General features: G+C 33.1%; 26 protein-coding genes and 1 tRNA gene. 17 read left to right on the top strand and 10 right to left on the bottom strand.

All coding sequences use genetic code 11. The features are described from left to right. Window positions 1-19: 19 nt before the first annotated feature. The 9 genes from AA088_RS03410 to AA088_RS18155 form a co-directional block, all read right to left on the bottom strand. Entirely contained in the window at window positions 20-652 is a 633-nt protein-coding gene (locus AA088_RS03410) for a phosphoribosylanthranilate isomerase (protein WP_046743563.1), read from the bottom strand. A gap of 8 nt (window positions 653-660) precedes the next feature. Continuing rightward, window positions 661-1,446 carry an indole-3-glycerol phosphate synthase TrpC gene (gene trpC, locus AA088_RS03405; RefSeq protein WP_046743562.1) on the bottom strand — a complete coding sequence of 262 codons (786 nt, stop codon included), beginning with the start codon at window positions 1,444-1,446 and terminating at the stop codon, window positions 661-663. Between the two features lie 78 nt (window positions 1,447-1,524). Continuing rightward, window positions 1,525-2,517, bottom strand: a complete 993-nt coding sequence (gene trpD, locus AA088_RS03400; protein WP_046743561.1) for an anthranilate phosphoribosyltransferase — start codon at window positions 2,515-2,517, stop codon at window positions 1,525-1,527. A 111-nt stretch (window positions 2,518-2,628) separates the two neighbouring features. After that, complete coding sequence (locus AA088_RS03395) at window positions 2,629-3,195, bottom strand: anthranilate synthase component II (protein WP_046743560.1); 567 nt, start codon at window positions 3,193-3,195, stop codon at window positions 2,629-2,631. Between the two features lie 115 nt (window positions 3,196-3,310). Beyond that, window positions 3,311-4,705 (bottom strand): anthranilate synthase component I family protein, encoded by a 1,395-nt coding sequence (locus AA088_RS03390; protein WP_046743559.1) that lies wholly within the window; start codon window positions 4,703-4,705, stop codon window positions 3,311-3,313. Between the two features lie 197 nt (window positions 4,706-4,902). Then, complete coding sequence (locus tag AA088_RS03385) at window positions 4,903-5,469, bottom strand: YceI family protein (protein WP_046743558.1); 567 nt, start codon at window positions 5,467-5,469, stop codon at window positions 4,903-4,905. A gap of 44 nt (window positions 5,470-5,513) precedes the next feature. Beyond that, complete coding sequence (locus tag AA088_RS03380; RefSeq protein WP_241483378.1) at window positions 5,514-5,981, bottom strand: MarR family winged helix-turn-helix transcriptional regulator; 468 nt, start codon at window positions 5,979-5,981, stop codon at window positions 5,514-5,516. 249 nt (window positions 5,982-6,230) lie between these two features. Beyond that, on the bottom strand, window positions 6,231-6,386 hold the full coding sequence (locus AA088_RS18160) for a hypothetical protein (RefSeq protein ID WP_156168384.1): 156 nt from the start codon (window positions 6,384-6,386) through the stop codon (window positions 6,231-6,233). Between the two features lie 21 nt (window positions 6,387-6,407). Further along, complete coding sequence (locus AA088_RS18155; RefSeq protein ID WP_156168382.1) at window positions 6,408-6,563, bottom strand: hypothetical protein; 156 nt, start codon at window positions 6,561-6,563, stop codon at window positions 6,408-6,410. Window positions 6,564-6,749: 186 nt separating this feature from the next. Between AA088_RS18155 and AA088_RS03375 the strand changes: the two genes are divergently transcribed. From AA088_RS03375 to AA088_RS03360, 4 genes are all read left to right on the top strand, one after another. Then, window positions 6,750-7,292, top strand: a complete 543-nt coding sequence (locus tag AA088_RS03375) for a TlpA disulfide reductase family protein (RefSeq protein ID WP_046743557.1) — start codon at window positions 6,750-6,752, stop codon at window positions 7,290-7,292. A gap of 14 nt (window positions 7,293-7,306) precedes the next feature. Beyond that, window positions 7,307-7,978: a thioredoxin family protein gene (locus AA088_RS03370; protein ID WP_052752771.1), complete on the top strand. Its 672-nt coding sequence runs from the start codon at window positions 7,307-7,309 to the stop codon at window positions 7,976-7,978. Between the two features lie 154 nt (window positions 7,979-8,132). Further along, window positions 8,133-8,444, top strand: coding sequence for a rhodanese-like domain-containing protein (locus AA088_RS03365; protein WP_046743556.1), 312 nt, complete (start codon window positions 8,133-8,135; stop codon window positions 8,442-8,444). A gap of 51 nt (window positions 8,445-8,495) precedes the next feature. After that, window positions 8,496-8,855: a rhodanese-like domain-containing protein gene (locus AA088_RS03360; protein ID WP_046743555.1), complete on the top strand. Its 360-nt coding sequence runs from the start codon at window positions 8,496-8,498 to the stop codon at window positions 8,853-8,855. Between the two features lie 45 nt (window positions 8,856-8,900). Here the strand turns inward: AA088_RS03360 and AA088_RS03355 are convergent, their stop codons facing one another. Beyond that, complete coding sequence (locus tag AA088_RS03355) at window positions 8,901-9,767, bottom strand: peroxiredoxin family protein (protein WP_052752769.1); 867 nt, start codon at window positions 9,765-9,767, stop codon at window positions 8,901-8,903. Between the two features lie 162 nt (window positions 9,768-9,929). On the opposite strand from AA088_RS03355, the gene AA088_RS03350 reads away from it, so the two are divergent. The 13 genes from AA088_RS03350 (at window position 9,930) to AA088_RS03290 (ending at window position 21,131) form a co-directional block, all read left to right on the top strand. Then, on the top strand, window positions 9,930-11,207 hold the full coding sequence (locus AA088_RS03350; protein ID WP_082106544.1) for a DUF2851 family protein: 1,278 nt from the start codon (window positions 9,930-9,932) through the stop codon (window positions 11,205-11,207). A 143-nt stretch (window positions 11,208-11,350) separates the two neighbouring features. Next, window positions 11,351-12,187, top strand: a complete 837-nt coding sequence (locus AA088_RS03345; RefSeq protein ID WP_046743554.1) for a M57 family metalloprotease — start codon at window positions 11,351-11,353, stop codon at window positions 12,185-12,187. A 92-nt stretch (window positions 12,188-12,279) separates the two neighbouring features. Further along, window positions 12,280-12,507 (top strand): PspC family transcriptional regulator, encoded by a 228-nt coding sequence (locus AA088_RS03340; protein WP_046743553.1) that lies wholly within the window; start codon window positions 12,280-12,282, stop codon window positions 12,505-12,507. Between the two features lie 33 nt (window positions 12,508-12,540). Continuing rightward, complete coding sequence (locus AA088_RS03335; protein WP_316931671.1) at window positions 12,541-13,518, top strand: potassium channel family protein; 978 nt, start codon at window positions 12,541-12,543, stop codon at window positions 13,516-13,518. A 114-nt stretch (window positions 13,519-13,632) separates the two neighbouring features. Next, window positions 13,633-15,228 (top strand): alanine/glycine:cation symporter family protein, encoded by a 1,596-nt coding sequence (locus AA088_RS03330; RefSeq protein WP_046743551.1) that lies wholly within the window; start codon window positions 13,633-13,635, stop codon window positions 15,226-15,228. Window positions 15,229-15,257: 29 nt separating this feature from the next. Continuing rightward, window positions 15,258-15,467: a hypothetical protein gene (locus AA088_RS03325; RefSeq protein WP_046743550.1), complete on the top strand. Its 210-nt coding sequence runs from the start codon at window positions 15,258-15,260 to the stop codon at window positions 15,465-15,467. 83 nt (window positions 15,468-15,550) lie between these two features. Then, on the top strand, window positions 15,551-16,429 hold the full coding sequence (locus AA088_RS03320; protein ID WP_046743549.1) for a ComEA family DNA-binding protein: 879 nt from the start codon (window positions 15,551-15,553) through the stop codon (window positions 16,427-16,429). A 23-nt stretch (window positions 16,430-16,452) separates the two neighbouring features. Beyond that, window positions 16,453-17,619, top strand: coding sequence for an acyl-CoA dehydrogenase family protein (locus AA088_RS03315; protein ID WP_046743548.1), 1,167 nt, complete (start codon window positions 16,453-16,455; stop codon window positions 17,617-17,619). 204 nt (window positions 17,620-17,823) lie between these two features. Next, on the top strand, window positions 17,824-19,206 hold the full coding sequence (locus AA088_RS03310; protein ID WP_046743547.1) for an alpha-amylase: 1,383 nt from the start codon (window positions 17,824-17,826) through the stop codon (window positions 19,204-19,206). A 224-nt stretch (window positions 19,207-19,430) separates the two neighbouring features. Then, on the top strand, window positions 19,431-19,625 hold the full coding sequence (gene rpsU, locus AA088_RS03305; RefSeq protein ID WP_046743546.1) for a 30S ribosomal protein S21: 195 nt from the start codon (window positions 19,431-19,433) through the stop codon (window positions 19,623-19,625). A gap of 104 nt (window positions 19,626-19,729) precedes the next feature. Continuing rightward, window positions 19,730-20,617, top strand: coding sequence for a tyrosine-type recombinase/integrase (locus tag AA088_RS03300; RefSeq protein ID WP_046743545.1), 888 nt, complete (start codon window positions 19,730-19,732; stop codon window positions 20,615-20,617). A gap of 46 nt (window positions 20,618-20,663) precedes the next feature. Further along, a complete protein-coding gene (gene hpf / locus AA088_RS03295) occupies window positions 20,664-20,963 on the top strand; it encodes a ribosome hibernation-promoting factor, HPF/YfiA family (protein WP_046744119.1) in 300 nt (99 codons plus the stop codon). Between the two features lie 94 nt (window positions 20,964-21,057). Continuing rightward, window positions 21,058-21,131 (top strand) — tRNA-Thr (locus tag AA088_RS03290). The last annotated feature ends 45 nt before the right edge of the window (window positions 21,132-21,176 follow it).

Genomic DNA, 21,176 nt, shown 5'->3' with positions numbered 1-21,176 from the left:
TTCCCACGAAAGTGATTTTTTAATACGCTTTTATTTGTTCTTTGAATTGTTTTAACGTTTCAATATGTTTCATGCCAGGAACAATTTCAAATTTGCTATTTACATCTAGTGCATAACAGTATTTGGAAGCGTTACTTCGCATAAAATCTTTTAGTTTAGAAACCGTTTCCAAACCAATTCCGCCACTTAAAAAGAATGGCTTTTTTGAAACATAGTTTTTTAATACATTCCAATTGAATGTAACACCATTGCCACCGGGTAACTTTCCTTTGGTGTCAAACAAAAAGAAGTCTACATACGCTTCGTAAGGTTGTAAAATGTCAAAATTAAATTCGTCTTTGATAGAAAAAACTTTAATGATTTCTAGATTTTGACCAAATTCAGTTTTTAGATTCTTACAAAATTCTGCACTTTCACTACCATGTAATTGAATTGCTTGCAAATCGTGTAAAATTATTTTTTTCTTTATTTCAATTAAATTCGAATTGACAAACACTCCTGTTTTTTTGATGTTGCTAGGGATTTTTGGAATTACTTGGTCGAAGAAGCGAGATGATTTTTTGTGAAAAATAAAACCCAAATAATCTGGTTTCAAATTACTTACTGCTTGTATATTGCCCTCGTATTTCATTCCGCATATTTTGAGTTTCATTGTGACGTTTATTTTTTCAAGTTTTGTATAAATTCTAATGCACTTTTGCCTGGATTTTTAGTTTTCATAAAATTCTCTCCGATTAAAAAACCTTGGTAACCATAAGGTTGTAGTTTTTTGATTGCTTCAACGGAACTAATACCACTTTCGGAAACTTTTACAAAATCATTAGGAATGTGTGTTGACAATTCCTTGCTAGTTTCCAAACTAACTTCAAAAGTTTTTAGATTGCGATTATTTACACCAATCATATCTAATGAAGGCATAATTGATTTTTTCAGTTCTTCAAAATTATGTACTTCTAGTAAGACGTCTAATCCTAAACTTTTTGCTGTTTCTGATAATGTTTTAATCTCTTTTTGAGTTAATACTGCGGCAATTAACAAAATGACATCAGCGCCATAGGCTTTGGCTTCAATAATTTGATATTCATCAATGATAAATTCTTTTCTAAGAATAGGTACTTGAGTACTAGCTCTTGCCAAGATGACATCATCTAATGAACCTCCAAAATAGGTTCCATCAGTCAATACAGACATGCCGCAAACACCTGCATTTTGATATCCTGTTGCAACTTCATTTACGATAGCTTTTTGATTGATAACAGCTTTGGAAGGGGAACGACGTTTAAATTCGGCAATAATGCCTGTGTCACTTGCTCGTAATGCTTCAGACAGAGAGAAAGTTTCACGAGCAAACAATGCCGTACGCTCCAAAAACGACATTGGAAATATGCTTTTTTTTAGTGAAACTTCTCTATGTTTGGTGGTAATTATTTGGTCTAAAATTGTCATAGTATGTTGTTCGTGTATGCGATAACTTTTAAATTTTTTGATACAATTTTTAGTTGTATGTATAGTAATAAAAAAAGCTTATTGACTGAGTTGTTGTAATTTTTTTAATACGTGTAATGCTTTTCCAGATTGTAAGGATTCTTTTGCGATTTCAAAGCCTTCTTTTGCCTCCAGATTATTAACAGTAGCAATTGCCATTGCAGCATTTGCACAAACTACATTGTTTTGAGGTTCAGTACCATTTCCTTCAAGAATATTTGTAAAGATTTTTGCAGCAGAGGCAATAGAATCGCCTCCATAGATATCAGCTTGTGTATGTTGAGAAACACCAAAATCTTCGGGAGTTAACATTTCTTCTGAATGATTTCGAATTGCCTTAGTTGCTCCTGTTAATGAAATCTCATCATAGCCATCTAACGCATGTAGAATGGTATATTTTTTATCAGTATTTTGATATAAATACCCATACATTCTAGCAAGTTCTAGATTAAACACTCCTACCATTTGATTTTTTGGAAATGAAGGATTAACCATTGGACCTAACATATTAAAAAATGTTTTTACACCTAATTCTCTTCGAATGGGCGCAACATTTTTCATAGCAGGGTGAAATAAAGGTGCATGCAGTACACAAATTCCAGCGGTATCAATACATTTTTCCAAAAAATTTACATCGTTGGTAAATTTAATACCTAAATATTCCATTACATTTGAGGAGCCACTTACAGAAGAAACACCATAGTTTCCATGTTTAGCCACTTTTACGCCAGCACCTGCCGTAATAAAAGAAGCCAATGTAGAGATATTAAATGTATCTTTTCCATCACCACCAGTTCCACAAAGATCGATAGCATTATAAGCAGATAAATCCACAGGAATGCAGAGTTCTAATAATGCATCTCTGAAACCTTTTAGTTCTTCTAGCGTAACACTTCGCATCATAAAAACAGTCAAAAAAGAAGCGATTTGGCTTGGGTTGTACATGCCTTTTGAAATATTGACGAGTACTTCTTTGGCTTCTTCTTCTGAGATGTTTTCGTGATTAATCAGTCGATTCAGTAACTGTTTCATGCTATTTTTTGTCTTTTGACTTTATTGTATATTTTGTTTGTTATTTTATATAAGGGAGAAAAGTATTGAGGTATGAAAAAAATACAACTACTAACATCCAACTACTCAATACTAATTTCTCACCCAATTTTCTAAAATTTGTTTTCCGTGTGGAGTCAATACCGATTCAGGATGGTATTGAACGCCTTTTACATCATATTCTTTATGGCGTAATGACATGATTTGTCCATTTTCATCAAAGGAAGTTGCTTCTAGACTTTCTGGCAACGGGTTGGCAACCACCCATGAATGGTAACGTCCTACTTCAAAGTTTTTTGGCAATCCTTTAAAAAGGGATTCGTCTTCAACCGAGAGTTCAATGGTTGTGGCAACACCATGATATACTTCAGCTAGATTTGATAGTGTTCCTCCAAATACTTCGCCTATAGCTTGTTGGCCTAAGCATACACCAAGGATGCTTTTTGTTGGAGCATATGTTGAAATTATTGACTTTAATAACCCAGCTTCTTCAGGAATGCCCGGTCCTGGTGAAAGAATAATTTTTTCATACGCTTCAACTTCTTCTAGCAAAAGCTGATCATTCCTTTTGACTGTAACATCACAACCTAGATCTTCTAGATAATGAACCAAGTTGTAAGTGAAACTATCGTAATTGTCGATGACTAATATTTTTTTCATTTTTATTGCTTTTCACTTATAGCTTATAGCTATTTGTTTTCAATTTAATTGTTATGAAAAGAGTTAGTTCGTAAGATTTTAATCTTAATAAATTAACTCTTGTATTTCAATCATTTTAGATTGTTTCAGCAATTTCTATAGCTGTGTTTAATGCTCTTAATTTATTGTACACTTCTTGATTTTCGTTTTCTTCAGATGATTTGGCTACAATTCCAGCACCCGCTTGATAGTGTAATTGATGATTTTTACTTAAAAAAGTACGAATCATAATTGCGTGATTGAAATTTCCTTGAAAATCCATAAAACCAATAGCACCGCCATAAAAATCCCGATTAGAGCGTTCGTATTTTTCAATGAGTTGCATTGCCTTGTGTTTTGGCGCTCCGCTTAAAGTTCCAGCAGGAAAGGTGTCTGCTACTACTTGCATGGTTGGTACATGTAGGTGTTTTTGGGCCGTAACTTTAGAGACCAAGTGGATGACATGAGAAAAAAACTGCAATTCCTTATAGGTTTCTACGTGTACTTGATTTCCATTTCTACTCAAATCATTTCGAGCCAAATCGACCAACATGACATGTTCGGCATTTTCTTTTGGGTCGTCAAATAAGCGTTTTGCTACGGCTGCATCTTCTTCATCGTTCCCTGTACGTTTAAAAGTTCCTGCAATAGGATGAATTTCTGTATGTCCCTCTTTTACGACCAATTGAGCTTCTGGGGAAGATCCAAAAATTTTAAAATCTCCGTAATCAAAGTAAAATAAATATGGTGACGGATTGATACTACGCAATGCTCGATATACATTAAATTCGTCGCCTTTAAATTTTTGAATAAAGCGCCTAGATAAAACCAATTGAAAAACATCACCTCGGTAACAGTGTTTTTTAGCTAGTGCTACATTTTCTTTGAATTGCGCATCACTTAAATTAGAAGTACGTTTTCCATCAGTTTGAAAACTATACGTAGTAAAGTTTCGAGTACTTAGTAAGTGCTCTATTTCAGCAATATTATTTTCTTTTTCATAGCAATGTGAAAATATATATGCTTCGTTTTTAAAATGATTAAAGGCTATGATATTTTGGTAAATAGCATAATGCATGTCAGGAATATGAAGAGAGTGTTCTTTTTTAGAAATCTTAATATCTTCAAAGTAACGAACAGCATCATACGCTATGTAGCCAAACAAGCCATTGTTTATAAACTTAAAGTCATTTTCATCTGTTTTGAATTGTTGTGAAAATTCATGGATTAATTGGGGGACATTGGTTTTTTCGTCAATAACTATGCACTCTTTTTTTCCATTTGGAAACTCACGTGTCAATTTTTCATTTTCTACTTTTATATGAGCAATGGGATTGCAACATACATAAGAAAAACTATTTCCACTTGCGTGGTAATCACTACTTTCTAGTAATAAGCTATTGGGATACTTATCTCTAATTTTCAAATACACATTTACAGGAGTAATGGTATCAGCTATAATTTTTTTGTATGTGGTTTTTAGTGTGTACATGTTCAAATTATTTCAAAAAAAAAGACTTGTCGTGATGACAAGTCTTTTTCTCTATATCTTAAATTTTGTAAATAGGGACTTTCCTCACGATTTCGATGTTCGTAAGTTCCACCACCAAGTATTTACTAAAATTGTTCTCATTTTTCTGTTTTGTTAGAACAAATATATAGAAATGAATTTTAGAATAAAAAATATTTTTAAAATTTTAAAGTAACTGCTAAATCAAACTCATTGTTGATGGCCTTATCTTTTAAGTCATCAAAAAACGAAGCAGAACCATATTTAATCCCGTATTTAGTGCGATCTACCTTCAATTGAGTTTCAGCAGAATGATCTTCTAATTCTATGTCGAAAGTAATAGGAGATTTATTTCCTTTGATAGTCAAATCAGCAGCCACTCTATATACATTATCGTCAATTTCAACTACTTTTCTAAAGTTTAAAACTGCATCAGGATATTTTTCAACTCCAAAAAAGTCATCAGATTTTAAATGTCCATCCAATTTGTCTTTCATACCACCACTCAAATCAGTAGTGTTGATTGTTTTCATATCAATAGTAAAAGTTCCTCCTACTAACTTCCCGTCTTTAAAATCTAATGCACCACCTTTAAAATTAATGGTACCTTCATGCTGACCAGTTACTTTGTAACCTGTCCACTGGATAGTACTTGCTTGTGCGTCAATTCTTTTTTGTTGAGCAAAAGTTGTGGTTACTGTTGCCAATATGAAAATGGCTACCAATGATAAAATTCGTGTTTTCATTTTTCTTTGTTTTTATATAATGTTAATTGAGTTTTTTGACAATTTTAGGAGGATTGTGAACCTCTTATTTTTTCTAAAATACTATTGAAAGTATTGATTTCTTCTTGTGTTAAGGATTGAAACAATTGAGTTTCAATAGTATTCAATTCAGGATCTATTGTTTCTAATAGTTGCATTCCACTTTTGGTAATGACAATTTCGACTTTCCTGCGATTATTAGGGCAAATACTACGTTCTACATATTCTTTGGTGATAAGTTTATCAATCAAACGAGTTGTATTGCTGTTTTTGTGAATCATTCGCTCTTGTACGGTTGCTAAATTTGCAGGCTTTCCTTTTTGTCCTCGTAAAATTCGCAGCACATTATATTGCTGCATTGAAATGTCATAGGATTTAAAAAAACTTTGTAAATGCTCCATAAAAAAATTGCTGGTTACAATGAAATTGATGGCGGTTTTTTTAAATAGTGGCAATTCTACATTACTTTTTAATATATCATTTAATGAAATCATTGTATGTACAATATTTGTATATACAAATGTATGAATTTATGAGGATGTTTTTTGTAGAGTAGTGTTAAATTTTATCTAATTTTTAAAAATGTTTGTGTAAACGGTTGAACGAGAATAGGAAAAATAGGATATACGGATATTATAGATTTTATAAAAAAAATACACGCATCAATTTTTAGCAATGGTTTTGGCCATAAATGTAAAAATGATGCGTGTATTTTTTACAGAAGTATCTGTACTATCGTTGTCTTAAGCACAACACACTCTATTTGTTCCTGCATTACAGCGACTTACAGCAGTTTTTTCTTCTGCAGGTGATCTGAGTCCACCATAAAGTAGCGCAGTATCTAATGTAGAAATAGTACGTTTGTTAAGTGAAATTGTTTTGAGATTTCTTTTTTTCATGACTACATGTTTAATTGATTATTAAGCACAACATTGTATACGAGAACCTACATGACAATAACTAATTCTTGATCCGCCTTCAACTGGTTTTTCTAAGCCTCCAAGAATTGTATTGCTAGTTAATGTAGAAATTACATTTTTGTTCAATCGAATTCTATTCAAATTTTGTTTCTTCATAATTTTAGTTTTTAAAAACTACAAGATACAGAAGTTCTCAATGGATTATTTACGGTAAAACCGTAGATGTTAGTTAGATGCAGTTTATCAATTCTTATCTATTCTTTACGTTATATATCTTAAAAAGTGTTAAATAAAAAAGGAAACGATAGAGTTTTAGTATTTTTAGTCCTCATAAAAATACTCATGAAAAAAATTTATTACATACTGTTGCTAAGTGTACTAATGTCATGCAAAACTGAAACAAAATCTGCTGAAGTTGCGAATCACACAAAAACATCTGTTCAAGAGGTTACAGAAAAAGTTCCTGTAAAGGCTTCTGAGGTACCTATTTTGAACTTTGAACAGTTTGAAAAATACCTTCACTTGGATGATGAGTATATTCATGTCGTAAATTTTTGGGCAACATGGTGCGCTCCTTGTGTAAAAGAGCTTCCGTATTTTGAAGCCGTAAATCAAGAGTATAAAGACAAAAATGTGAAGGTATTGCTTGTAAGCTTAGATTTTAATTTAAAAAAACTAGATGCATTTTTAGCAAAAAATGAACTGAAATCTGAAAAAGTACTACTTGATGATCCCGATCAAAATAGTTGGATTCCTAAAGTATCTCCTGAATGGTCAGGAGCAATTCCTGCGACTGTTATTTATAAAAAAGGGAAACGAAAATTTTACGAACATTCGTTTACCAAAGCTGAATTAGAAAGTGAATTAAGACATTTTATAAACTAAAAAAAAAACCGAAAATGAAAACAATACAAGTAGCGATGTTAGCAATGATTTTCATGATTTTTTCGTGTGCAGAAAAGAAAAAAGAAAATGAAAATGCAGCCAAAAATGTTTCAAAAACAATTGCAGAAAATGTTGAAAAAGAAACTGTTAATGGCTATCAAGTTGGTGATATTATAAAAGATTTTTCTTTAAAAAATGTAGATGGGCAAATGGTTTCCTTAGCTAATTATAGTGATGCTAAAGGATTTATTATCACGTTTACATGCAACACATGTCCTTATTCAGTAGCGTATGAAGATCGTTTGATTGCTTTGGATAAAAAATATGCGAGCAAAGGATTTCCTGTTATTGCCATCAACCCGAACAACCCAGAAGCAAAACCTGGAGACAGTTATGATGCGATGAAAGTTCGTGCCCAAGAAAAAGGATTTACATTCCCTTATCTTTTTGATGATGGACAAAAAATTTACCCTGTATTTGGAGCAACAAGAACACCGCATATGTACGTCATTGCTAAAACAGACAAAGGCCTTCAAGTGAAATATATAGGCGCAATTGATGATAACTATAAAGATGCAGATGCAGCTACAAAACATTATGTTGAAGATGCAGTCAATGCGTTGTTGGAAGGTAAAGAAGTTGAGGTAACTTCGACCAAAGCGATTGGTTGTTCCATAAAAGTATAAAATTAATAGTAATTTATACGATTAAAAATCTAATCAAGGCATGATGATTGTCTATACAAAGCCGAAGTGAAGAACTTTGGCTTTTTTTGAATAAATTCTTCTGAAAAGGTTACCTTTGGAATAAAATATTAATTACAACTCTATTTATTACGCTATGGCAGATTTATCTCAACAAGAATGGCAAAAACAATTAGCAAATGATGACAATGCAGTCATCATTGATGTACGTACACAAGATGAAGTTGATGAAGGACATATTCCAAATGCTTTACATATTGATATCTTCTTAGGGCAAGGTTTTATGGATGAAGTTAAAAAATTAGACACTTCTAAAAACTATTATGTTTACTGCCGCTCTGGTGGAAGAAGTGCACAAGCATGTGCGGTAATGAATAGTTTAGGTTATGACAATACTTATAATTTGATGGGAGGATTTTCTGAATGGGAAGGTGAAAAGACAAACTAAGAATTCATAGCAATGAAACTCCAAAAGCTTTTAAAAAAGGTAATTTTCTTTGTGAGTACACTTTTTATTGTGAGCTGCACTCATGTGCCTAAAGAAAACAATATTACAGTTGAAAAATTGCACGAAATCCTGAAATCAGACTCTGTAACAGTATTGGATGTTCGTACACCTGAAGAAATAGATTTAGGAAAAATAAAAGCGGAGGCACTTGAGGCAGATTATTTTGCCGAGGATTTTGTTGAAAAAGTTGTAGCGCAATTGCCAAAAGATAAAAATGTATATGTGTATTGCAGAGGAGGCAATCGAAGTGCAAAAGCCGTTAATAAACTACGCGAATTAGGCTATGAAAAAGTGTTTAATATAGAAGGCGGCATTAATGCATGGAAAGCTAAGGAATACCCAGTAGAATAATTTTTTTAAAAAATAATTAAAAATTGATGAGTATTGGTAATATGGTTACAAATGCTCATCAATTACTTTTAAGAGGGTAGTTGGTTCAGGTCGTTCTCTATAATTTTCTGCTTGATTGGTGTAAATAATTCGTTCTTCAGCATCTGTAATAATAATAGTGGGTAAAATGGTATGCGATCCAAAACCAAAAAGTTGCAATCCGAAAGGCAACCCATGTGCATCAAAAATATCCAACTCTTTAGCTGTTTTTCCATCTACATCTACTAGAAATTGAAAATCGAGAGGATACTTTTTCATTAAACTTTCACTAAAACGCTTAGGCTGCGAACTAATAAAAATGGTATTAATATTTCTTTTGACCAATTCTTTTTGGTGCGAAACCATTTCTTTGATTTGCGCGATACAAAAAGGACACCAATTGCCACGATAGAATACAAAAATACTTGGTGTTCCGGCAAATTGTTTAGAAGTCACAACGTTTCTGGAAATATCTTCAAAAGTTAATTGCGGTAATAAACTTCCTTTTTTTAGGATAGCATTATTTCTAACATTTCTTCCTTGAAAAAAAGAATACCAAAGTAAAAATACGATCCAACCTATAGTAAGAAGTAAATTGTAGGTTACGCATACAATTCGAATTGGCTCGTCTTCTTGTATTGTTATAGCCAATAAACTTAACAAACACCCTAAGAAAATAATGAATGTATAAGTTTGTAATACACTATCTGCACGCGGTACAGGTTTCACAAAAACTTTCGTAAAATAAAAAACAATGCAAATAGCTGTGCTAAAATGAGCGAGATGCTGAATAGTAACTCCTGAAGAATACATGAAACCAATGCTATCAATCAACGCTACAAGTGCAAGCAATGGAAAAATGACTATATAAATAGACTTAAATATAGAATTCATAAGCAAAAAAAGATTGTGGGCCTATATACTTTGTTAAAGTATTCTCTTAACAATTTATAAAAATTAAATGTAAAAAAGTGTATTTTTACAATAATAATCTTACAAAGAATACATAAACCTCTTTCCTCATTGAAATTATTAGTAATCTAATAATTTCTAAAAATGACGATTAAAGAAGATTTTCTCTATTACATTTGGCAACAAGGAAACCTCCAACAAAAAATAATAAAGACCACTAAAAATGAGGCTGTGACTATTATTTCGTTGGGAACTAGAAATTTGCATGCAGGTCCTGATTTTTTTAATGCAAAAATTCGCATTGGCGAGCAGTTGTGGGCAGGAAATGTGGAAATGCATATTCAAAGCGGACATTGGTTTGTTCATCACCACGAAAACGACACCAACTATGATAATGTAATTTTACATGTAGTTTGGGAACATGATGTTGACATTTATCGAAAAGACAATACAGTCATACCTACACTTGTTTTACAAAATTACACAGATACGTCAATGCTAAAGCGCTATCAAAAGCTAATGAATACTTCTCGAAAATGGATTCGTTGTGAAGCTGATTTTCCTGTGCTTTCAAATTTTCAATTAGAAAACTGGTTGGAACGACTTTATATTGAACGATTAGAAGAAAAAGCATCCATTATAAACCGCTTAGTGAAAAATTCAAACTACCATTGGGAAGCTGTACTGTTTCAGCTATTAGCTAAAGGTTTTGGACTCAAACTCAATAGTGACGCTTTTTTTGAAGCCGCAAGTTCCGTTGATTTTACAGTTATTCGTAAAATAAGTGCAGATCAATTTTCTTTGGAAGCATTCTTATCTGGGATTTTTGGATTACTTTCTTTAGAAAATGTACAAGATACATACTATCATAGTCAATTAAGAGAATATAAATACTTGTGTCATAAATTTCAACTGCAATCAATCAAAAAGCAAACATTACATTTTTATGGAACTCGTCCGGCTAATTTTCCAACAATTCGTACCTCACAATTAGCTACATTGTATTATAACGAACAAAATCTCTTCTCTAAAATAATGACAAGTGCTTCTGTAGAAAAATTATATGAAATATTTCAAGTAGCTACGAGTGTATTTTGGGAAACGCATTACACGTATGATAAAATGTCGCCACAACGAATTAAAAAAGTGTCCAAAAAATTTATTGATGTATTATTAATCAATAGTGTCATCCCCTTAAAATATTGTTATGATAAGTATTTTGGAAAACTGGCTGTTGATGATTTGCTGGCAATGCTTAGAACAATTACTCCAGAAAATAATGCAATCATACAGAAGTTTGCTCAAAAAAAGATACAGATAAATACGGCATTGCATACACAGGCTTTATTAGAATTAAAAAAGAACTATTGCAATCAAGAACGTTGCTTGCAATGTGCTATAGGTAATATGTTGGTAAAGTAGTGTGTATAGTAGCTTATTGCTTGATTTTAATCATAATATGTTTCATAAAAAGAATGTATTTCATCGAAAAAAAATATTTTTTGTAGTAATAATCTTATTGGTTTTCTATTTTTAAGAAATTATTAACCCACAAAATATATATTATGAAACTTAAAAACTTAGTGTCAATCTTGAGTCTTTTTGCTCTTGCATTGGTGACATTCACAGCTTGTCAATCTGAACAAAATGATGAATTATTAGAGGAAGAAGGGAAAGTAAGTCCTGAAATTTTAGCAAAACTTGAAGCAGCATATTTTGATACTTCAAGAGCCTTTACAACCAATTTTATGGGAGAAGAAGGAGTTGCAGTTGAGGACATGTTTTTCACATATGCTCAAATTGATGAATTACAACCTATAGACCCATTGGCTAAACACTATCGTACAACAAACCTTGTAAGCGGATTGCCAAGAGTCATTACTATAAGTGTTGATCCAGCTTTGGGAACTTTAGGTTCTAATGCGTTAGACGCTACAATTACTATGTACAATAATTTAGGACTTCGAATTTCATTTAGCCGTGTGGCGTTTGGACAAAGAGGACGGAATAAAGCCAATATAGAAGTAACAGAATTCTATGAATTAGAATCAGGAGGATTTATCACCTTAGGAAGAGCCGCAGGTTTTCCTACACGTAAAGGTGACCCAGCTAAAGGATTTGGAATTAACAGTCGTTGGTTTGAATTATCTATTGCGCCAAACGTAAACGAATTAGCAGGAACAATGGCTCACGAAATAGGACATTGTATCGGACTACGTCATACAGATTATCAAACACGTCAAAGTTGTGGACAAAACGTTAACGAAGGAAGTGCTGGTGTTGGAGCCATTTATATTCCTGGAACACCTACAGGTTCAGACACGAACTCAATTATGCAATCATGTGGTCCAGCTATTACATTCAACAATAATGACAGGATAGCGTTAGAAACTCTCTACTAAAAAAAAGAATTCTTTAGAAACAGAAAAGTCACTAAGTTTAGTGGCTTTTTTTTGTAAAAAAATTATCTTGCGTATCGTAAGCAAGAAACAGTATGAAACTCATTTACAAACTGCGTTATTTTTTTGAGAAACACGGATTTGGAGCATTATCTCGTTTGGCAGATCGCCTAGGTATGCGAGCAAAAAATGTGCGTTTGTTTTTTATTTATATCACTTTTGCCACCTTAGGTGTTAGTTTTGCGCTATATCTTACCTTGGCTTTTATATTACGATTAAAAGACTTAATTTACACCAAACGAACCTCTGTATTCGATTTATAGCGTATGTATCGATTTTTTAAGTCAAAATTCTATTTGGCACTCTTTTTACTTTTTTTTGTACTCGTAGTTGGAGTTGTAGGCTATCGACTAGTAACCAATATGTCGTGGACCAATGCAATATACATGACTGTGATTACAGTTACTACTGTAGGTTTTGGTGAGGTAGAAGCTCTAGATCATACAGGTAAAATTTTTACAATATTCTTACTCATTATTAGTGTATTTGTATTTGCGTATGCAATCTCAGTTATTACCGAGTACATTTTGAGTAGAAGTACACTAAGTAATATCATACAACGAAAAACATTAAAAAAAATCAGACGAATGGAAAACCATACTATAATTTGTGGATTTGGACGAAATGGTAAACAAGCAGCTGAAAAACTAAAGGCACACAACCAAGAATTTGTCGTTGTTGAAAAAAGTAGAACGGTAATTGATCGTTATGAAGAGTCTGAGATACCTTTCATTGAAGGAAATGCAAGTGAAGATGAAGTGCTAGAAAAAGCGGGAATTCATCAGGCAAAGTGTTTAATTACTGCGTTGCCTAGTGATGCAGACAATCTTTTTGTAGTGTTGACTGCACGACAGATTAATGAAAAATTACTCATCATTAGTAGAGCTTCTGAAGAATCATCCTATAAAAAAATAAAGCTAGCAGGAGCTGATAACGTAATTATGCCTGACAAAATTGGAGGAGAGCATATGGCTTCATTAGTAGTAGTTCCTGATTTAGTTGAATTTATTGACAATTTATCTATTGGAGGAGACAATACCACAAATGTAGAAGAAATCAAAACGGAAGATATTACCTATCCAGACAAGGAAATTACACTCAAGGAACTTGATCTTCGAAGAAAAACAGGATGCACAGTAATTGGTTACAAAACTCCTGATGGTGAATATATCATTAACCCTGAAGCAGATCTTAAACTTGCCAAAGAATCTAAAATTATTGTACTAGGTCGTCCCGAACAAATCGAATTACTGAAAGAAAAATATGATCTCTAGAAAGCGTTGAAAAATCTTATTTAACAAGTGAAAACTTGATTAAGCAATTTTTTTTTAGCATATTGCTGCTTTTAAAAATTTAGATACAAATATTAACTAACTTATAACCTAATTATGAAGAAATTGTTTCTTTCATTAATGACTATTTTTTTACCTCTACTAACATTTGCCCAAGAAGCTACAGAAAAAGGACTGGATCAAAAGATTGATGAAGCTTTTGGAAGTGCTACAAGTTGGTTTGTAAATATTATTTTTTATCAAATACCTTTCACAGAAGATGTTAAAGTGTTTTGGGTATTATTCCCATTGATTTTAGGAGCATTATATTTTACTGTATACTTCAAGTTTATCAACTTCAAAGGGTTTTTTACATCCATTAATATTGTTCGTGGAAAATATGATGATATAGATCATCATGAAACAATGAAAACGGCAGGAAATTCTTCTCCTGATGGCGATATAAAACAAACAATTGCAATTGAAGGGCATAGTGGAGAAGTTTCTCACTTTCAGGCTTTAACGGCAGCTTTGTCTGCTACAGTAGGTTTAGGGAATATTGCAGGTGTAGCCATTGCAGTATCAATTGGTGGAGCAGGAGCAACATTTTGGATGATTGTCGCAGGATTTTTAGGAATGGCATCAAAGTTTGTAGAATGTACACTTGGTGTGAAATATAGAGATGTAGGTGAAGATGGAACGGTATATGGAGGACCTATGTATTACCTCACAAAAGGATTAAAGAGCAAAGGAATGGGTGGACTAGGAAAAGTATTAGCAGTTCTCTTTGCCATTTTTGTGATTGGAGGATCTTTTGGAGGAGGAAATATGTTCCAAGTAAATCAAGCCTTTCAATTAGTCCAAAATATAACAGGAGCAGAAAACTCGTTTCTTGCTGGGTATGGATGGGCTTTCGGATTGGTAATGGCCATTTTGGTTGGGATTGTAATTATTGGAGGAATTAAATCGATTGCTAAGGTAACTGACAAAATTGTACCTTTTATGGTTGCTATATATGTAATCGCTTCATTATTTGTAATCTTCTCTAATTTTGGAATGATTGGTACTGCGTTTGGACAAATTTTTGAAGGAGCATTTAGCCCTGAAGGAATTGCAGGTGGTGCAATTGGAGTTTTGGTACAAGGTTTTAGAAGAGCAGCTTTCTCAAATGAAGCAGGAATTGGTTCAGCTTCCATTGCACACTCTGCTGTTAAAACAAAATATGCTGCAAGTGAGGGATTGGTTGCACTATTAGAGCCATTCATTGATACAGTAGTGGTATGTACTATGACAGCTCTTGTATTAATTATTACTGGAAATGTTGACGCTTCAAATGCTTCGTTAAATGATGCTGACGCAATTTTATTAACGTCAGGAGCGTTTGAATCCGCAATTTCTTGGTTCCCATATGTATTAACTGTAGCAGTTGTATTATTTGCATTCAGCTCTATGATTTCTTGGTCATACTACGGTTTTCAAGGATGGTCATTCCTTTTTGGAAGATCTAAACAAGCCGAATATACATACAAGATTATTTTCTGTCTATTTGTAATAGTAGGAGCTGCAGCAAGTTTAGGCTCAGTAATTGGCTTCTCTGATGCAATGGTATTTGCTATGATGGTGCCTAATATGATAGGACTTGTGATTTTGGTTCCTAAAGTAAAAGAAGAGCTTAAACGATATATGAAAGCTATTAAAAGAGAAGAAGCATAATTTAACTTTATAAACTTAAACTCTACATTATGAAAAAAAGAAGCTTAAAAGGTTTAGGACTCAACAAAAAAACGATTTCTAATCTAAGAGACATTCAAGTAATTAAAGGAGGAGCATCTGATTCACCTACGACGTGTCAAGTATGTCCTGTGAAACCTATTGAAATTCCGACCATAGATATTCCAACTATAAACGATAGTTGTTTTTCTTGGTGTGATGACAAGTGTAATGATTTTTAAAAATCATTCATTTCATTCTTAAATAAGCAACAGAATAATAAACCTAATATACTCATGTGACGATTCATTAAAAATATCGAAACATGAAAAACATCAAATCTCACTTTACGTTTCTTACAACAGAGCGAAGTGGGATTTTGTGTATTATACTGCTTATTTTCTTGATGCAAGTAGTATATTTTTGCACAAATCCCGCAAAAACGGCTCATTCATTTACCGATGAAGAACTATTAGAGTTTCAGCAAAAAATAGATTCGTTAAAACTATTGGCAATCAATAAAAAGCCAAAACACTATCCGTTTAATCCTAATTTTATTTCAGATTATAAAGGATATACATTGGGTATGTCAACCGAAGAAATAGATCGATTGTATGCGTACAGAGCGCAAAATAAATATGTTAATTCTGCTAAAGAATTTCAAGAAGTCACTAAAGTTTCAGATTCTTTACTAAATATAGTACGTCCCTACTTTAAGTTTCCAGAATGGGTAACAAATCAAAAAAAGAAAAGGAAAAAAGTATTTAAACACCAATCCTTTGTTAAAAATACAAATGAAAAGATTGAAAAAAAAGATTTGAATCTGGCTTCGGCAGAAGAGCTAACAAAAGTGTATGGGATCGGTCAGAAACTATCTGCTAGAATAATAAAATATAGAACCAAGCTCAAGGGCTTTGTTGCAACATCTCAAATTAATGATGTATATGGACTAAAACCAGAAGTAATCAAAGAACTCTGGAATCATTTTTATTTAGTGCCTCCCCAAATAAAACAAATAAATCTCAATACATGTGAGTTGGAAGAATTATTGCAAATTCCCTATATCAATTATGAAATAGCGGATCAAATTATCAATCAACGAGTTCTGAGAGAAGGTTTCAGAAATTTTGAAGAATTGACAAAAATTCAAAACTTTCCATCCGATAAATTAGAGATAATTAAGTTATATTTGCTAATCCAATAAAAAAAACAAAAAAATTGCCAGGTATGGAAAGCATATACTTCAATGAAGAACATCAGCTTTTTAGAGAAAGTTTGAGAGATTTTTTAAAAAAAGAAGTCGTCCCTCATGTCGATAAGTGGGAAAAAACAGGAACCATTGAACGCTTTATTTGGGAGAAATTTGGAGAAATGGGATATTTCGGATTGGCATATCCAGAAGCGTATGGAGGTCTTGATTTAGATTTATTCTACACTGTGATTCTTTTAGAAGAAATGCAACGTATCAATTCCGGTGGATTTGCAGCGGCAATGTGGGCACATGCGTACTTAGCAATGACACATGTTAATAAAGAAGGAAGTCACGAAATAAAAGAACGGTATCTAGCACCTAGTATAACAGGGGAAAAAATAGGTTGTTTATGTATTACTGAACCTTTTGGAGGATCTGATGTGGCAGGAATGCGAACTACAGCTGTAAAAAAAGGTGATAAATATGTAATCAACGGGTCAAAAACCTTTATTACCAATGGTGTTTATAGTGATTACTTAGTAGTAGCTGCAAAAACGAACCCTGAATTAGGAAATAAAGGGATTAGTATATTCATCATGGATAGAGACATTCCTGGAATTTCAGCAACTAAATTAGATAAGCTAGGTTGGCGTGCTTCTGATACAGGCGAAATTGCTTTTGATAATGTTGAAATTCCGCTTGAAAATCTTATGGGAGAAGAAAATATGGGGTTTCCATACATCATGCAGCACTTTGCTCTAGAACGTCTCATAATGGGAATCAATGCACATGCAAGAGCCGAATACGCTATTGAGTATACATTGCAATATATGTCTGAAAGACAGGCTTTTGGAAGAACAATAGATAAATTTCAAGCATTACGTCATACAATGGCAGACCTTGCAACAGAAGTAGAAATTTGCAAAACATTCAACTATGCTGTTGCTTCTCGATTAGATAAAAACGAATATGTGGTAAAAGAAGCTACAATGTCTAAATTGCAATCCACTAAAGTAGCTGATAATGTAATTTATCAATGTTTGCAAATGCTTGGAGGATATGGTTACATGGAAGAATATCCTTTAGCACGTATGTTACGCGATAGTCGATTAGGGCCAATTGGAGGAGGAACATCTGAAATTCTTAGAGAAATCATTGCGAAGATGATTATTGACAAAAAAGATTACAAACCAGCAACATAACAACATCTTTCTATAAAATATTTAAAAGACCACTTTTTTGAAAGTGGTCTTTTTTTTGATAAAAATCGCACGGATACCTTACGGTAAAACCGTATAAATGATAAACTTATCAACACGAAAACGTTTTCGCTTATTGCAGAATTCTATTAGCATATATAATTGTTTTAACTTCAAATACACTTTAACCAAAATAATTACCAAAACATGAAAAAAAATAAACTAATTTATTTCTTACTAATCGGTCTATTTATCATTGGTTGTTCGAAGGATGAGCTAGCTCAAGAAAACGAACAAGGTAAAGAACCGACAAAAGAACTCAGTACGGCAAAAAACAGTGCAAACTTAAAACCTATTGGCTCTGGAGTAATGATGCAAGCATTCTATTGGGATGTGCCAGCCGGCGGAACTTGGTGGAATGTGGTGAAAGGAAAAGTAGCCGATTGGAGCAATGCAGGATTTGATGCTATTTGGCTTCCTCCAGCATCAAAAGCTCAAAATGGTCCATTCTCAATGGGATACGATCCATTTGATTATTACGATTTTGGAGAATATAACCAAATGGGAAGTGTGGAAACACGTTTCGGGTCTACTTCCGAACTACTCAGCTTAATCAATACAGCACATAACAGTCAATTAAGTGTGATTGCTGATATTGTTATAAATCACAACAGTGGTGGAGACAGTGAATACAATCCGTTTAAAGGAACCAATACGTACACAAATTACCAACCTATGTCCGGAATGTTCAATAGAACCTATTACGATTTTCATCCTAATGATTACCATTCTAATGACGAAGGTGTTTTTGGTGGTTTTGCAGATTTATGTCATCACAAAAGTTATGTGCAAGATTGGTTATGGCGCAATTCGAATTCAGTTGCTAAATACTACAAAAATGTTGTTGGATTTGACGGTTGGAGATTTGATTACGTCAAAGGATTTGCACCTTGGGTAGTGAAAGACTGGAAAAATGCTGTTGGCGGTTTTTCCGTAGGTGAGTATTGGGATGGAAACGCGGCAACACTTGACTGGTGGACAAGCCAAGCTGAAGTAAGTGCATTCGATTTTGCATGTTACTACAGAATGAGAGATGCATTTCAAGGAAATAATTTAAACAGACTTAATGATGATATGTTGTGGAAACGAAACGCATCTAGAGCAGTAACTTTTGTAGCAAATCATGACACAGATGAAATTATAAATAACAAAATCTTAGCGTACGCATATATCTTAACTCATGAAGGATATCCAACAGTATTCTATCGTGATTATGAAGAATGGCTCAACAAAGAACGTTTAAACAACTTGATTTGGATACATAACAACTTGGCAAGCGGAAACACTTCAATTTTATATACCGATACTGATGAATATGTCTCTAGAAGAAATGGATATAATGGTCCAGGCTTAGTAGTGTATATCAACAATTCTAATAACTGGCAAGAACGCTGGGTAGAAACTAATTGGTCAAACACACGAATCAAAGACTATACAGGACATTCCAATTGGGAACCAGTAACGCAAGGCGGACGTTGGGTGAAAATTCAAGCTCCACCAAAAAGCTACACAGTCTGGTCAGTTAAATAAAATTTGTTACCAAAAGAACAGAAGATACTATATAAAAAATATTATGGGCATTCCGCTACATTAGCGGCCGCGCTTTCGGCAGTCGCTCTCCCGATAAACTCGGGAGGAGCTTCAACATAGCCTCTATCGCTAATGCGAAAAATAAATAAAAAAGTTTCTTGGTGAATTAAAAATAGTCTGTATATTTGCACCCACAAATTCTAAAAGAGAGGAGGTTAAGGACTATGTTAATTATACCAGTTAAAGAAGGAGAAAATATAGACAGAGCGCTAAAGCGTTTCAAAAGAAAATTTGATCGTACCGGAGGAATGCGTCAGTTACGAGCTAGAAAGCACTTTACAAAGCCTTCTGTAGAACGTAGAGCACAAATTCAAAAAGCGCAATACATACAACATCTTAGAGATCAAGAAGAAGTTTAAGATGTCAAAAAAAACAAAAAAGGTTTCCATTTGGAAACCTTTTTTTATGCACAAAACTTTAGTACCTTGTAATAAATAAACAAGGAAATAATAGGTAGTCAAACATGACCTTCTCATCATTCACGGAATATTTAAAATTAGAAAAAAACTATTCTGCACATACTGTAACAGCATATGTGAATGACCTGTACTCGTTTTCAGAGTTTTGTAAGTCAGAGTACGAAAATGATTCAATAGATAATGTGTATTATGTTCAAATTCGAAATTGGATTGTTCATTTAGTAGAAGAAGGACTCTCAAATGTGAGCATCAATCGTAAAATATCTTCTTTAAAAGCGTACTATAAATACTTATTAAAAACTAAACAAATAGAAGTAAATCCGTTAGTCAAACATAAGGCATTAAAAACTGCCAAAAAAGTGCAAGTGCCATTTTCAGAAAAGGAAATGGAAATAATATTTAACGACATTCAATATGCTGATAATTTCGAAGGTATGCGAAACAAAGCAATTATTGAAATGTTGTATGCTACAGGAATGCGGCGCAGTGAACTAATCAACCTAAAATATTCTAATATTGATTTTTCAGCAAAAACAATTAAAGTTTTAGGAAAACGAAACAAAGAACGCATTGTCCCACTATTGCCAAAGCTTGAAAAACAACTAAAAGCATATTTGCGATACAGAGATGAAGTAAATATTAAAAAAGAACACGAATTATTTTTAACGGAGAAGGGAAATAAAATCTATCCGAATCTTGTTTATCGTTTAATAAATGACTATTTTAGTATAGCATCTTCTAAAGTAAAAAAGAGTCCTCATATTCTTAGACATACATTTGCGACTCATTTATTGAATCAAGGTGCAGACTTAAATGCTGTTAAAGAATTGCTTGGTCATGCTAGTTTGGCTTCTACACAAGTATATACACATAATAGTTTAGCTGAACTTAAAAATGTATATGCGAAAGCACATCCTAGAAACAAAAAGTAATCTTTAATAGGTAAAACCTAATATATAACCTCTAAAAATGCCGCGTATGAAAGTAAACATGCAGTCCGTAAACTTTACGGTAGATCGTAAACTAGTAGATTTTATTCAAAGAAAAATGGACAAACTTGAAACGTATTACGATAAAATAATAGATGCTGATGTCTATTTAAAGGTAGAAAATACAAGTGCAAAGGAAAATAAAATCGTGGAGATAAGAGTTAACATTCCGGGTGATGACCTTATGGTAAAGAAACAATGTAAAACTTTTGAAGAAGCCACAGATGAAGGAACTAAATCGCTTCAAAGAGCTTTATTGAAAAGAAAAGAAAAAGTACGTGCTCATTGATGAGTAAAAAATTTTAAAAAATAGTTTTGTTTAAAAAAAATAATCTATACATTTGCAGTCCGTTAGAAATAGCGGGCTTTTTTTATGAGCAAAAGCCGATGTAGCTCAGCTGGCTAGAGCAGCTGATTTGTAATCAGCAGGTCGTGGGTTCGAGTCCCTCCATCGGCTCTGATTTTTGAAATAATGATACCATTGGGGAGATACTCAAGCGGC

Origin of the sequence: Kordia zhangzhouensis, from assembly GCF_001005305.1 — a bacterium.
GTDB classification, from domain to species: Bacteria; Bacteroidota; Bacteroidia; order Flavobacteriales; family Flavobacteriaceae; genus Kordia; species Kordia zhangzhouensis.
Note: the sequence above shows the minus strand (reverse complement) of the source record. Positions and strands in the feature narration are given on the sequence as shown.

Bases quoted from the DNA above. Each gene is read 5' to 3' on its own strand.
- AA088_RS03410 (WP_046743563.1), bottom strand. From the start codon at position 652: ATGAAACTCAAAATATGCGGAATGAAATACGAGGGCAATATACAAGCA.
- trpC (WP_046743562.1), bottom strand. From the start codon at position 1,446: ATGACAATTTTAGACCAAATAATTACCACCAAACATAGAGAAGTTTCA.
- trpD (WP_046743561.1), bottom strand. From the start codon at position 2,517: ATGAAACAGTTACTGAATCGACTGATTAATCACGAAAACATCTCAGAA.
- AA088_RS03395 (WP_046743560.1), bottom strand. From the start codon at position 3,195: ATGAAAAAAATATTAGTCATCGACAATTACGATAGTTTCACTTACAAC.
- AA088_RS03390 (WP_046743559.1), bottom strand. From the start codon at position 4,705: ATGTACACACTAAAAACCACATACAAAAAAATTATAGCTGATACCATT.
- AA088_RS03385 (WP_046743558.1), bottom strand. From the start codon at position 5,469: ATGAAAACACGAATTTTATCATTGGTAGCCATTTTCATATTGGCAACA.
- AA088_RS03380 (WP_241483378.1), bottom strand. From the start codon at position 5,981: ATGATTTCATTAAATGATATATTAAAAAGTAATGTAGAATTGCCACTA.
- AA088_RS18160 (WP_156168384.1), bottom strand. From the start codon at position 6,386: ATGAAAAAAAGAAATCTCAAAACAATTTCACTTAACAAACGTACTATT.
- AA088_RS18155 (WP_156168382.1), bottom strand. From the start codon at position 6,563: ATGAAGAAACAAAATTTGAATAGAATTCGATTGAACAAAAATGTAATT.
- AA088_RS03375 (WP_046743557.1), top strand. From the start codon at position 6,750: ATGAAAAAAATTTATTACATACTGTTGCTAAGTGTACTAATGTCATGC.
- AA088_RS03370 (WP_052752771.1), top strand. From the start codon at position 7,307: ATGAAAACAATACAAGTAGCGATGTTAGCAATGATTTTCATGATTTTT.
- AA088_RS03365 (WP_046743556.1), top strand. From the start codon at position 8,133: ATGGCAGATTTATCTCAACAAGAATGGCAAAAACAATTAGCAAATGAT.
- AA088_RS03355 (WP_052752769.1), bottom strand. From the start codon at position 9,767: ATGAATTCTATATTTAAGTCTATTTATATAGTCATTTTTCCATTGCTT.
- AA088_RS03350 (WP_082106544.1), top strand. From the start codon at position 9,930: ATGACGATTAAAGAAGATTTTCTCTATTACATTTGGCAACAAGGAAAC.
- AA088_RS03345 (WP_046743554.1), top strand. From the start codon at position 11,351: ATGAAACTTAAAAACTTAGTGTCAATCTTGAGTCTTTTTGCTCTTGCA.
- AA088_RS03340 (WP_046743553.1), top strand. From the start codon at position 12,280: ATGAAACTCATTTACAAACTGCGTTATTTTTTTGAGAAACACGGATTT.
- AA088_RS03330 (WP_046743551.1), top strand. From the start codon at position 13,633: ATGAAGAAATTGTTTCTTTCATTAATGACTATTTTTTTACCTCTACTA.
- AA088_RS03325 (WP_046743550.1), top strand. From the start codon at position 15,258: ATGAAAAAAAGAAGCTTAAAAGGTTTAGGACTCAACAAAAAAACGATT.
- AA088_RS03320 (WP_046743549.1), top strand. From the start codon at position 15,551: ATGAAAAACATCAAATCTCACTTTACGTTTCTTACAACAGAGCGAAGT.
- AA088_RS03315 (WP_046743548.1), top strand. From the start codon at position 16,453: ATGGAAAGCATATACTTCAATGAAGAACATCAGCTTTTTAGAGAAAGT.
- AA088_RS03310 (WP_046743547.1), top strand. From the start codon at position 17,824: ATGAAAAAAAATAAACTAATTTATTTCTTACTAATCGGTCTATTTATC.
- rpsU (WP_046743546.1), top strand. From the start codon at position 19,431: ATGTTAATTATACCAGTTAAAGAAGGAGAAAATATAGACAGAGCGCTA.
- AA088_RS03300 (WP_046743545.1), top strand. From the start codon at position 19,730: ATGACCTTCTCATCATTCACGGAATATTTAAAATTAGAAAAAAACTAT.
- hpf (WP_046744119.1), top strand. From the start codon at position 20,664: ATGAAAGTAAACATGCAGTCCGTAAACTTTACGGTAGATCGTAAACTA.